The sequence below is a fragment of the Acinetobacter pittii ANC 4050 genome (assembly GCF_000399685.1).
In the GTDB taxonomy this organism is placed as follows: Bacteria; Pseudomonadota; Gammaproteobacteria; order Pseudomonadales; family Moraxellaceae; genus Acinetobacter; species Acinetobacter pittii_E.
In genome coordinates, this window is record NZ_KB976987.1 from 1,186,824 (window position 1) to 1,199,728 (window position 12,905).

11 protein-coding genes are annotated in these 12,905 nt (G+C 35.9%); 2 read left to right on the top strand and 9 right to left on the bottom strand.

From position 1 onward, the window contains the following. Window positions 1-79: 79 nt before the first annotated feature. Entirely contained in the window at window positions 80-1,189 is a 1,110-nt protein-coding gene (locus tag F931_RS09345; RefSeq protein WP_025470309.1) for a 3-deoxy-7-phosphoheptulonate synthase, read from the top strand. Between the two features lie 71 nt (window positions 1,190-1,260). On the opposite strand, the gene cobS is transcribed toward F931_RS09345, so the two are convergent. The 9 genes from cobS to ybaK form a co-directional block, all read right to left on the bottom strand. Then, window positions 1,261-2,004, bottom strand: coding sequence for an adenosylcobinamide-GDP ribazoletransferase (gene cobS, locus F931_RS09350; RefSeq protein WP_016141137.1), 744 nt, complete (start codon window positions 2,002-2,004; stop codon window positions 1,261-1,263). A gap of 105 nt (window positions 2,005-2,109) precedes the next feature. Next, on the bottom strand, window positions 2,110-3,678 hold the full coding sequence (locus tag F931_RS09355; protein ID WP_016141138.1) for a histidine-type phosphatase: 1,569 nt from the start codon (window positions 3,676-3,678) through the stop codon (window positions 2,110-2,112). Between the two features lie 124 nt (window positions 3,679-3,802). Further along, entirely contained in the window at window positions 3,803-4,402 is a 600-nt protein-coding gene (gene cobC / locus F931_RS09360) for a histidine phosphatase family protein (protein WP_016141139.1), read from the bottom strand. After that, on the bottom strand, window positions 4,389-5,450 hold the full coding sequence (cobT, locus tag F931_RS09365; RefSeq protein WP_016141140.1) for a nicotinate-nucleotide--dimethylbenzimidazole phosphoribosyltransferase: 1,062 nt from the start codon (window positions 5,448-5,450) through the stop codon (window positions 4,389-4,391). Before cobT ends, cobC begins: the two co-directional genes overlap by 14 nt. A 1-nt stretch (window position 5,451) precedes the next feature. Then, a complete protein-coding gene (cobU, locus tag F931_RS09370) occupies window positions 5,452-5,970 on the bottom strand; it encodes a bifunctional adenosylcobinamide kinase/adenosylcobinamide-phosphate guanylyltransferase (protein ID WP_016141141.1) in 519 nt (172 codons plus the stop codon). Continuing rightward, the gene (locus F931_RS09375; protein WP_016141142.1) at window positions 5,958-6,584 is read right to left on the bottom strand and encodes a 2'-5' RNA ligase family protein; all 627 of its coding nucleotides are present in this window, start codon (window positions 6,582-6,584) and stop codon (window positions 5,958-5,960) included. Before F931_RS09375 ends, cobU begins: the two co-directional genes overlap by 13 nt. A 103-nt stretch (window positions 6,585-6,687) precedes the next feature. Beyond that, window positions 6,688-8,835 carry a bifunctional mannitol-1-phosphate dehydrogenase/phosphatase gene (mtlD, locus tag F931_RS09380; RefSeq protein ID WP_016141143.1) on the bottom strand — a complete coding sequence of 716 codons (2,148 nt, stop codon included), beginning with the start codon at window positions 8,833-8,835 and terminating at the stop codon, window positions 6,688-6,690. A gap of 564 nt (window positions 8,836-9,399) precedes the next feature. Beyond that, the gene (iutA, locus tag F931_RS09385; RefSeq protein WP_016141144.1) at window positions 9,400-11,631 is read right to left on the bottom strand and encodes a TonB-dependent receptor; all 2,232 of its coding nucleotides are present in this window, start codon (window positions 11,629-11,631) and stop codon (window positions 9,400-9,402) included. Window positions 11,632-11,787: 156 nt separating this feature from the next. Further along, window positions 11,788-12,255 (bottom strand): Cys-tRNA(Pro) deacylase, encoded by a 468-nt coding sequence (gene ybaK / locus F931_RS09390; RefSeq protein WP_016141145.1) that lies wholly within the window; start codon window positions 12,253-12,255, stop codon window positions 11,788-11,790. 190 nt (window positions 12,256-12,445) lie between these two features. On the opposite strand from ybaK, the gene F931_RS09395 reads away from it, so the two are divergent. Then, the gene (locus F931_RS09395; RefSeq protein WP_016141146.1) at window positions 12,446-12,748 is read left to right on the top strand and encodes a hypothetical protein; all 303 of its coding nucleotides are present in this window, start codon (window positions 12,446-12,448) and stop codon (window positions 12,746-12,748) included. Window positions 12,749-12,905: the final 157 nt, after the last annotated feature.

Below are 12,905 nucleotides of genomic sequence, written 5' to 3' on the forward strand. Positions count from 1 at the left end.
TTCCAAACTGAAATACCATGAGATGTAAGATTTTCATAATTATTTCATGGTATATTCAGTACACAAAACAACCTTTAGTATGATTGAACCAGTGACAGCAATGACTACACATTTAAATTCCGTTTCAAAGCCAGATATCGACGACGTTAATATTAAAAGCATTCAAACTCTTGTAACACCAAATGAGCTTAAGTCAGAACTTCCTCTATCTGATGTTGCTTCACAAACTGTTCTAAAAGGCCGCGAAACTATTCGTAATATTTTAGATGGTTCAGATAAGCGTCTGTTTGTCGTTATTGGTCCTTGCTCTATTCATGATCCCAAAGCTGCTCACGAATATGCTGATCGCTTAAAAGCGCTAAGCGAAAAGGTTAAAGATACTCTATATCTAGTTATGCGTGTTTATTTTGAAAAACCACGTACAACAATTGGTTGGAAAGGTCTAATCAATGACCCAGATATGAATGATTCATTTAACATCGAAAAAGGTTTACGTATTGGTCGTAAGCTGTTGCTTGAATTAAATGAAAAAGGTTTACCATGTGCAACTGAAGCACTTGATCCTAACTCACCACAGTATTACCAAGACTTAATTTCATGGTCTGCGATTGGTGCACGTACAACCGAAAGTCAAACTCACCGTGAAATGTCTTCTGGTCTATCTTCACCAGTAGGTTTTAAAAATGGTACAGATGGTGGTTTAACTGTTGCAACCAATGCGATGCAATCTGTTAAATATGGCCATAGTTTCTTAGGCTTGAACGAAGATGGACAAGTTTCAATTATCAATACCAGTGGTAACCCTTATGCACACGTTGTATTACGTGGTGGTAATGGTAAACCAAACTATGACGCAGGCTCGGTTGCAGAAGCAGAAAATGCTTTAGCAAAAGCTAAAGTTAGCAATAAAATCATGATCGATGCGAGTCACGCCAACTCAAATAAAGACCCGTACTTACAACCGCTTGTTCTTAAAAATATTACTGAACAAATTTTAGATGGTAATAAATCAATTGTCGGTATTATGGTTGAAAGTCACTTAAAAGGTGGCCGCCAAGATATTCCTGAAAATCTTTGTGATCTTGAATATGGTAAATCAGTAACTGATGGCTGTATTGACTGGGAAACTACCGAGAAGACATTGCTTGAAATGCATGAAGCTTTAAAAGAAGTTTTACCAAATCGCTAATTCATCTTTTTAAGTTTGAAAGTTAAGCCCTCATTCTTGAGGGCTTTTTTATTTTTGGGTGAAATTCAAAATCAAACTAAATAAAAATAACTCACAACAAAAGCAAAAAGCAGTACGGTTTCACTTAGCTCAATCGTTGCACCGACTGTATCCCCCGTAATACCACCTATTCTTTTTATAAACAGATGTCTTAAGTAAACCAGGCTGATCAAAAAACCAATAATGGCAATAAGCCCCTGCCATTCCCAATATAAAGCCAATAGCAGAACCAACCCAGCTATTATCCAAGAAGTCGTTTTAGGTAAATGATCAGTCAACGAACGACCTAAACCTTTTTCACGGACATAGGGTGTAGTTAAAAACAAAATAGATGGCACAACACGACCTAGTACGGGAACAAAGACTAAAAATAACGTTTGATGCTGTTCAATCAACACATAAATCAGTGCAAATTTGAGTAAACAAATAATGACTAAACTGAGTACTCCAATTGGGCCACAACTTGGATCCTTCATGATTTGTAAAGTACGCAGTTTGTCACCAAAACCACCTACCCACGCATCAGCAGTATCCGCTAGCCCATCTAAATGCAATCCACCTGTCAGCCAAATCCATAAAGTGAAAATGATTGAAGCAACTAAAAGAATAGGTAATTTAGCAAAAAGACAGGCCGTAATAAAAAGTATGCCACCAATAATTAGCCCAACTAGCGGATAGAATAAAATAGCCCGACCATTTTGTTGCGCCGTCGGTATTGTCTTTAGCTCAATAGGCAGAACAGTTAAAAATTGCAATGCAATCCAAAAAGGTGTCATATCCAAGTCTCTAACTGATCTATATTTAAAAACAAATAGAATTATGAAGAAATAAAAATGGGAATAGCAATCCCTATTCCCATTAAAGACTTCAAAACTGAAAATCTATTGCATTTGATAGCACTGTTTCAATTTGATGTAGTCGTAGTAAAAACTGGTTGGTGTGTAACGTGCATAGTTACAAGCAGATTTAAATAAAGTCTCTTTTTCGTTATAAAGCATTTTGACCAAAGTATTACCTTGGCTATTTTGATAAATATCCCACTGTACATTTGCCGCCATAGGAGAAACCACTTCACCACGCCATGTACTTGTTGAATAATTATAAGTCTGGCGAATTGGCAAAGGTTGCATCATATTATGCAAATCTAAGCTGGTCGCCAAAGGAATAATAATTTCAGCATGGGCAAAACGTAAAACGGCTTTATAAGGCTGGGCCTTATTCACCACGGCATCAACTTGTTGGAATAAATCTTGTTTTAAACCTTGCGCGATTTCACTGGTGACTTGATTTGACTCTGTAAAGCTTGGGCCTTTTTCATAAAAATCATTGGCATCATTAAATTCAGCATAAAACTTTGCGGCTTCTAACGGCATATATTTATCAAAATCGACACCTTTTAACTCTTCTTTCATACCGCCAGAAATTGAATAGAGTTCATAAACATAAGCTGCTGCATCAACTGCACTAGTAATTGTATTTTTACCCTTACCTTTTTCTGTAATTTGCTCACCTTTTGGGGAAGTTACCGTGATGGCCCCGGTATTACTAAAGCTATAACCTGTTGTACCGAGTTTTTTAATAAATTCTGCTTTAAAAATCGGGTTCAGTACTGTTTGAGCAATTTTTTCAGCTTGAGTATTCTTTGATAACTCATCCAACTTTTGGGCTAAATCTTTATTATTTTCTTCAAAATCTTGATAGGCCTGACTAGCATCATAAATTTTCTGCTGGCTAGCACTCAGTGGTTGATTTAAATCCTCATCTGCATTCAAACTATGAAAGTAAAGTTTAAAACGATCAACGCCACCATCTTCAACGCTTGGTACACTTTCACTCGATAAACTAGTATAAGTCGCTGGAACAATTTTATCTTTAAGCTGAGGCTGTTGTTTGATGAGTTCAGCAGTAAAAAATTTAGCACTATCAACCGCACGATCTACCCCAGAACTCTGTACCAATATAGAGGCTTGGGAATTTAAAAGAGTTGGTAAGCGCTGTAATAATCGGTCTGCAATGCCACGGTGTTCTAAGATACCCGTCATGGTTTCGTTTCCATAACCATACTGGCGGATTCCTTCCACCCCATAGCCTAATAAGATATTGGCTTTCATCATTGCTTCTAAATCAACACCTAATTGTTCACCTAACGGTGTTAAGGCATTTTCTGCTTTTGCCTGTTTCCATAAATTATAAAGTGCTAAATCATATTTCAGACTTGAGAGTCCTCTCGAACCATGGCGTGCTACTAACTCTGTAAAAACAGGCTGGAATCCATTTGGCACTTGTTCGTAGCTTTTTAAGTCTTGTTGCGGTTGATAAGGTGTTTTTGTTTGATAATATTTTGATTGGTTTGTATTCGGTGGGTTTTGAACACCTTGATCATTATTATCGTTACAAGCCGCAAGTAATAATGAGGCTGAAAGAATCGTTGTTTTAAATAAAATATTCATAAGTCAGATAGTTTATTAATTAGAAATGTTCGTATCTTAGATTTTAATAATGACAGTTCTATTACTTTAAAGTAAATATCTGTATAAAAATAATAACTTACAAGTGTATAGAAATATAAAAAGGCTATATCAATATAAAGTTTAATTGATCATCTTTTTCATAAAATTCGAGTGAATATAATTTTCCAAGCTCTGCAGGCATTTTGAGTAAATCATCTAAAGATTGTTGTCTAGCCAAACAAGCCAATAGCTTAATCACACCGCCATGTGTAACAACCAATGCATGCTGTAAGTTTTGTTGTTGCATATGTGCAAATAAATCCTGAAAACCTTTAAGAACCCTTGTTTGAAACTCCATTAATGTTTCTGCGCGAGGTGGACAATATTGACTTGGCTTTTGCCAAAAATTTGCCAGTAATTCTGGTGAGGTGTCATAAATTTGCTGAGTTGAGATGCCTTCCCAATCTCCAAAATACATTTCTTTTAAGTCATGATTTAAAAATAAAGGGAGTCCAGTTGTCTTCGCAAATTGCTCAGCAAAACAAGCGCAACGCTTTAATGAGGAACTTACAATAATATCCCATGGCTGATTTGCAACTTGCTCAATAGTTGACTGCATTTGCTGCCAACCTTTTGCTGTTAACTCATCATCTAAATGGCCACGTAAAGTGTGGCTATATTGACTTTCACCATGTCTAAGCAAATCAATTTTAAATTTGCTCAATTTTATCTCCGCTTACAGCAGCTTGGACAAAGGTAGCCATTTGGTTGTGTAATACGCATGCCATTTTGACTAATGCCAAAGCAGCACCTGCACCACTCCCTTCACCTAAACGCAAATTCATCTTTAAAATTGGGTCAGCATTGAGTTCTTGTAAAATACGCTGATGGCCATATTCTGCCGATTGATGACCAAATAGCATCCAGTCACGTACTTTAGGATTCATTCGTACTGCACATAAAGCTGCTACAGAACTAATAAAACCATCGACAATGATAGGTAACCCCACTTGCGCACTGCGAATGTAAGCACCGACGATTGCTGCAATTTCTAAGCCACCAACTGCGCACAATGTTTTGAAAACATCACCAATAACATGTTTATGATGAAGTTCTATTGCTTGCTCAATTACTTCAATTTTATGTCTTAACTGATCGGCGCCAATTCCTGTACCAACTCCAGTCAATTGTTCGGCAGTATCATTTAATAAAAGGCATGCTAAAGCGGAGGCAGAACAGGTATTTCCAATTCCCATTTCACCCGCAATATAAATATCTGCACCGTCGGCCTTAGCCATATCTACGCTTTTTTTACCTAACTCTAAAGCAGCACGACCTTCGTCAGCATTCATTGCAGCTTGTTTAGCAAAATTTGCAGTACCAGCACGGATACAATGACATTCAACGCCTGCATATTCATATACCTCACCGACTGTACCGCAATCAATGACCTGCAAATGAGCTTGATGATATTTGGCAATGACACTAATTGCTGCGCCACCAGTCGTGAAGTTTTGCAGCATTTGACGAGTTACTGCTTGAGGATATGCAGAGATATTTTCTTCAACCACTCCATGATCGCCTGCAAAAATTGTAATCCATGGGTGGCTAACTTGTGGATGTACATTTGACTGTAAACTGGCAAGTTTAACTGCTATCAGTTCTAAATCACCTAAGGCACCAGTAGGTTTAGTGAGTTGGAGTTGGTGGTGCTCAGCTTGTTGTTTTGCATCTAAATTAGGTTGCTTTATAGATTCTAACCACCAGTTCATTTTATTTCTCACCTTTTAAAATCATTGGAAAACCAGCCACACAAAACACAACTTTATCTGCAATTTGTCCTAATGCTTGATGTAGCCTTCCTGCTTCATCTACAAAACGACGACTAATCTCACCGAGTGGCACAACGCCTAAACCCGTTTCATTACTTACTAAAATAATTTCTGACTGAAGCGTAGGTAAGACTTTTAACAGCTGCTCACACTCACGTTGTTGAACACTTTGATCATCTAACAGTAACAAATTGGTTAGCCAAAGCGTTAAACAATCCACCAAAATAATTTGATTAGGACTATCAATTTTTTGCAGAGCTTTTGCTAACAATAAGGGTTCTTCAACCAAAGACCAGTGAAGAGGACGCTGATTTTGATGATGCACAATTCGGTTTTGCATTTCTGGATCAAGCGCTTGCGCCGTCGCCACATAAGTGACAGCTAATTGCATAGATATTGCCGTTTGTTCAGCCAGTCGGCTTTTACCAGAACGGGCACCACCTAAAATCAATTGCAACATGAATCACCTAAAAACAAATGCTGATATGGATATAATTTACCTTGTAAAGATTGAGCCTGATAATAACCAAACGTTAAATGCTCAACTTTAAGGTCAAATTCAGCTCTTTTGTATTGTACAGGTAATTGAAAAATTTTTTGCAAAATCAAATCACTACTATAATCTTTTTTATATAACCCTAATGTGATGTGCGGACAATAATCTAAAGCCGCAATTTCATTAGAAACTAGGCCAAGTTTTTGGCGAATATGAGATAAGATATTCTCGGGGTCTTGGATTTGAACAAATAAAGCACTAGTAAAACTATCAACTGAACCAATTTTTAATCGAAATGGTGCAATATTTTCTTTTTTTAAAATTTCGCTTTGCTGCTCAAATTCACTGAAACTAAAGTCATCACTATAAGTTTTAGTCTCGTTAGTTAAAAATCCACATATAAACAATGTGACATGAAATTGACGAAGATTGGGTTCTAATAACAACTCTGAAAAATGCGCACGTAAAGTATTTAGATCGTTAACTAATTTTTGATCATTAATTTCTAAATACCATAAAGCATAATTTTGACGCCCAAGGTGCCATTCAGGATAATCCCGTATAGATGTTGGCACCATGAAAGTCGAAGGTTTTAGCAGCACAGCTTTAATTCAAAATCATTTATGTTTCGTATTAAAGCATGTTTGCCTTTTAGTTGTGGGATTAATTACTTAAAAGAACTTAAGCATATTGAGTGTGTGTATTTTGGGAGTTGGTCATATTCATTTCCAAAGGTTGTTTGCCTTGTTCAGAAAATAAATATTGGATTAATTCCGTTAACTCAGCTTTAAGTTGGCTTTTTTGAGTCGTACTCATATCCAATTTCTGAATTTGCTGGTGTAAATGTTTAATTGCATCAGTCTCTTCAATTTCTAAAAATTGAATCGCATAGGCATAACCTAAAGCAGCTCCTTTTAATAGATTTTTATAAGGCAAATCATGGCTAATATTTACCTCAATTGATGCAATTACTCTTTCATTATGAGTTAATTTTCGTAGTGGATCTCTCGCTACTCGTTGACAAGGGTCTTTAAATGCATATTCGCATGAGTCTAAAAAGCTTTGTGCTATTCGATCTAGATCTTTTGCATAATTAGGTAAGACTATGGCAAGGCCCTGTTTTACTTCTCTAATTAAGTTCTCTGCAAATGCTTTAACCGAATGATCTCCCATTGCAACACCAATAGATTCATACCCCATTAATGAGGCATACCAGGCAAGCATGGCATGTACGCCATTCCATAGACGGTTTTTGATTAATTGGATGTCCGTAATCTGACTAACCAAGACAACTTGACGTAGCTTTTCGAGTAAAGGACTGCCTTTCTCTACATAAATTGGCATATCCGTTTCGCTATGAAACAGAATTAAGTCCATACTTTGTAAAATATGCCCTGGCTGGAAATTACGGCGCATGTTATCAATATATACGGAAGCCTGATTTTGCTGATCTTGGGTCAGTTTATTGCACTCTTCAATTTCGACCTGTTCTTCATGCTCCACGTCTTCTAAATGCTGTTCAAGAAAATGGTGCTTAATACGAAGTTGGCGATATAAATTCTGATTAGTTAGCTTTGAAACCATGCGGTTTACAACGGTGTCGCAAAAGTAATGTTCTTTTAAAATATGCTCAGTAACATCTTCATCGTTGGTTAACTCTAGTAGAGCTTCTCTAAGATGCTTCATAACCAAATATTTCGCACTGACTTTATTTAAAATAATTAGAAAAGTGAGCGGTTCAATACATGTTTCAAGTGGTGAGTTAAAACGTGCATACAGCCCTTTTGCAATTATTTTTGATTCAGCTTCAATAGCTTGCTCAGGTAAACAAAGTGCAATCAAACTGGAATGAGTATACATCTCTAACATTTGTTGTTCATTTTCAGAATCAACAATGGTCATATTCTCAATACGTTCATCATAAGAAAATTGCCCATAGCGAATACTATAGGTCCCAAATGCATTTACAGCTTCGCGGAAAAGACTATTTCGTGTAGAAGCAATAATTCTCTTTGGTTTTGTGTATCCATCCCAATGTGACAAGATTTGCGCTATGTAACCACCACCAATAGCACCGAAACCATGTATCCCAACTGTCAATTGATTCAAACTTTGAGGAAAAGGTTCCTGTAGTTCAGGCATATCCATAACCGGAATAAACTGGTCGAGATCTGTTAAGAAGTCATACATCTGGTCATAGTAAAAATGTGCTTTTTCCAGCATTTCATCATTAGGCTCTTTAATATCTTTTAATAAAATCGTTAGACCTTTTGAAGTGTGAGCTGAGGTTAAACCGTTTTCAGAATCTTCAAACATAAGACACTGATTAGCATCTAAGTGGAGTTGGCTAGCAGCTTTCAAAAAGATTTCTGGATGTGGCTTTCCTTGTTCTACTTCATCACCACAGGTAATTACATCAAAAAATTTATATACATTGGCATTAATTAAATATTCTTCGGCAATTGCTCTACGGCTTGACGTGGCAACAGCCATTCTTAACCCGGATTTTCGTAAACGTTCTAGAACCTGAACTAAACCCTTTTTGATAGGCACGCCGTGTTTTCGAATATGTTCGAGTTCCATCTCATCAGCTTTTTTTCGAATTTCTTTATAGGGAACATTTACACCATATAACCGTTGAGCTAATTGCTCAGCAGTAGTTGCACTTAAACCCAAACATTGCATTAAATATTCGTGAGAAAACTCCTGCCCAATGAGTTCTTGAGATGCCTGTTGCAATGTTTGAAACCGTAATCGCTCAGTGTCAAACATTGTCCCATCCATATCGAAGATAGCTCCATGAACAGGTTTTCCATGAAAAATAAGCACGTTTTTACCTCTTTTTTTGATCATGTTTTATTCAGGGTATACAAAAAAATGCCTAAAAAGGCAGGATGTTAATAAATGAAACATTAGTGGTTATTTTTTAATCAAAAATATAATCCATCTGTTACTCAGTAGAGTTAAAAGTCTAAAACAGTTGAAATATATGAATAACTATGAAATTAACCTTAAATACAAAAGCAGCAAGCCTTCCTCGCCTGCTGCTTTTGTTTAGTTCTTTTTGTTGCGCTGATAATGTTTATTTTTATTAGTTCCATTTACCGCTAGTTGAACCTGCCTGTTGTTATAATATCTTGCAGGCGCTCACATACCAGAAATCAACTCATCTTTCAGCCTTATTGTTATTGGAGTCGCTGGTATAACTTTAAATCGACTAAAAACTTAACGTTAGAGTGGTACGCACTATAATTAATTTTTAGAACCCTCCTTAACTCTCAATAAGGATAATGATAATCATTTTCATTTAATGATGCAAGTTTATTTTGCTATTTTTTTTATATTTATTAAGGAATACCTATAATTTATAGATATTCCCTATATTGCTTCACATTAATAATTAAATGTATAACTAAGACCATAAGTACGTCCTTCAGCTGGAATACTTTCTACAAGCCCATATACTTTTTCTGCTTGTTGACTATAGACAGTTCGATAGTCTCTATTCCAAACATTATATACACCAAAATCTATACGTCCTTTCCATGCTGGAAAATGTGCCAACACATCCATCGTGCTATAGCCTTTAATCTTTACAGCTGAAAGTGAGCCATCTTTTACGGCTTCATTTGTACCTTTTATAGCAAGCATTTGCACACGAGCGCCATATCCCTCATCACTGTTCCATTCAGCAAAAACAGTACCTTTTATTGGTGAAACCTGAAAAGCATTTAACTCTTTCCATTTACCATCCGTATCTTTATATTGACCTCGCGTATAACCAAGCGTCCCCCCAACTTTAAACTCTTCCATAAATGGATAGGTCGCCGTTAATTCAGCACCATATACACGCTGGTCTTTGTCCATAACTTCAGCAACATTTTCTTTATTACTATTCTTGTAGAACTGAACTACTTTGTCTGAGGTATTATAGAAACCTGTTATACCTAGATTTAGGCTCTGCTCCCCTTGTAAACGCCAGCCCAGTTCATAGCTGTTTACACTAATAGGTTGGATATTAGCTGTTGAAATATTAAATGCATCACGCATCATCCGTTGTACATCTGGAAAACTAAAGCCTTGAGAGAAATTAGCAAATATTTGCTGCTCATCTGTTAATTTATATATCGCTCCCAAATTGAATAAAATAGCATCGTCATTTACAGATCCGCTTGGCTGTATTCCATTTTTAGTCGAATATTGTTCGGTTTCAGCTTTAATATATTGATAACGAGTACCAGCTTGTACGTTCATGCGCTCTGTTAAAGCGTAATCACCTTGTAGAAAAACGCCAGCACTTTGAATTGTTGTATTTGGGCCAGCATCAGAAGTTTTACCAGTAGGTTGATATATCAAACCTGTATTAAATGCTGTGAAGTGCTCATAATGTTGATGATCTTTTTCATGTTCATAATCTAAACCATAAGTTAAATTAAGATCACGATTCATAATATTCAGATCAGTTTGTAACGTTGAGCGCAGACCAGTAACTTCGATTTCAGATTGAGACTGTTTTGCTTCTGTGCCTTCTCCTCCTAAAAAGACTGGAAAGAAACGAGCATCCTCTTTACGGTAATATCCTTCGAGATTTAGGATCTGACCTAAAATATCTTTATTTTGATATTGAGTATTAAATGCATAGCGCTCTGTAAAAGGTTGATTAGTTATTTCTAATCCCTTTTTTCCAATATAGGAATTAGGTGCTCCTCCATAAATATAATTTTTTCCATAATCTGGACCATAATTCGTATCCTGTTCATCTTTATAGTACTGTGCACCCAAACTTAGTGATTGGTTATCGGTTAAATCTATATTTAGACGACTGTTAATATCAATTGTATCAGTATCAGGACGGCTACCTTGCATAGGTGCTATAGCAATACGATCACCATGACTATCAACTTGAGATCCACGGCTAGTAAAATTAGCTCCCAAGAAACCATTTATATTATCTTTATTAAATGAAATAGATTGACCAATTTCATAAGCTAGGCTATCTCCACGAAATGTATCAGAAGATGTAATACCAAGTTTGGTCTCAAAACTTACAGGTTTAGTCGAATCAGCACGTTTCGTAATAATATTAATGATCCCACCGGTAGAACCAGATCCATAAATACTTGTAGCTCCACCAAGGACTTCAATACGTTCAATCATGCCTGGGCTAATACTATTTAGCTGCCGAGCGACATCGCGTGATCCATTTTGCGATACTCCGTCAATCATGATCATGACATCGCGACCGCGCATTGTTTGCCCATAGTTAGTAGTTGTTCCACTACTCACGCCTAGTGATGGAACTAACTGAGCTAGAATATCGGCAATTTTTCGTCCAGCTGTAGCCTGGTGTTCAATTTGCTGCTTTTCAATCGTTTGAACTGTACCTGCAATTTCAGCAATATTTTTTGGTGTTCTTGTCGCCGTCACTATAATTTTTTGCAATTGGGCTACAGGCTTTTGTGTCGTTTGATTATTAATGGATTCTTCTTGAATATTTGTATTCGCATAAACCTGTTGTGTAAATATTGCTGTCAGAGCAAGACAGCAAGGTTTTAATTTAAAATATTGTGATTCAGCACGCATTAGATGATTTGAGTTTGTCCCAACCTTTTTATATTGATGCATTTTTTTTCCCTTTCTCCTAGCCCAAAAGTCATTAGTTAAATTTTATAAAGCTCGGAATAATACTAAATATAAATAATAATGAGAATTGTTTTTATTAAATAAATCCTACTTATATTATCGGGAAATTAATTAGATGAGATAAGAAAGAGATTGATTTTACTCATCAATTACATCAACAAATTGAGCGTTTAAGAGTTGTGCTAAATCTTTAGGGTTTAAGCCAATATCTAATCCCCGTTTCCCGCCACTTACATAAATTTTGCTGAACTCTTGTGCAGATGCATCAATAACAGTTTTTAAACGTTTCTTTTGACCTAAAGGACTGATTCCTCCGACTAAATACCCTGTTAGACGCTCAGCATCTTTAGGATTAGCCATCTGCAATTTTTTACAGCCAAACGCCGTAGCTACTTTTTTCAAATTTAATTGATGATTAACTGGCAATACAGCGACAAAATAATTCTTATCGTCGCTCACCATTAAGGTTTTGAATACTTCCCTTACGTCTAAATTTAGTTTTTCTGCGGCTTCTAGTCCAAAACTTTTAGCATTTGAATCATGTTCATATTCATGGATTGAAAATTCAATTTTATTACTTTTTAACAGTCTACATGCAGGAGTCATAATAAGTAGTGTTAGAGATGAAATTGTTTCGATTATAGTTTTTTTTAAAAAATTTTTAAATTTGCTTAGGCTATTTACAAGAATTACATAAAAAATCAAAGAGCAACTGAATAAAAAATAATCTCAACTTGATATTCAGGACTCGACTCCATATATTTTATTTAGAGTTGAAGTCTGAGCTGACAATTTTATGAGTTATAAACACAACAATCTGATGGCTATGCGTCACCGTTTTTGGGATGAATCTTCAGATCATGTATTAAATGAAAAGCAGTTTTTGCAGCAGACGTTAGTTGAACAAGGTGTTTTTAATAATGCCACACTCGACGATGTTAAGTATTTTTTCTATACCTTGCCTAGCATTATTATTGTAAAAGCTCATGCACTTGGTTTTATGCATGATTCCGTTAAACAAATGTTATTACAGCATATTCAGGCTAATCGTCTTCACTTGATGCAAAAGTCTGAATTTAAGATCCAATTTAAAATGTAATCTAAGTGATTATAAAAGATCCGTTTACCCTATTTTTACTCATCTGAATGCTGTAAGTTTCTTCAATTTTAAAATTGCTTAGGCTATTTTAAAATTATTGAAATAAAGATAGCCATTTCGACTGATCATTCAGTCTAAGAGAACTATTTTAATACGC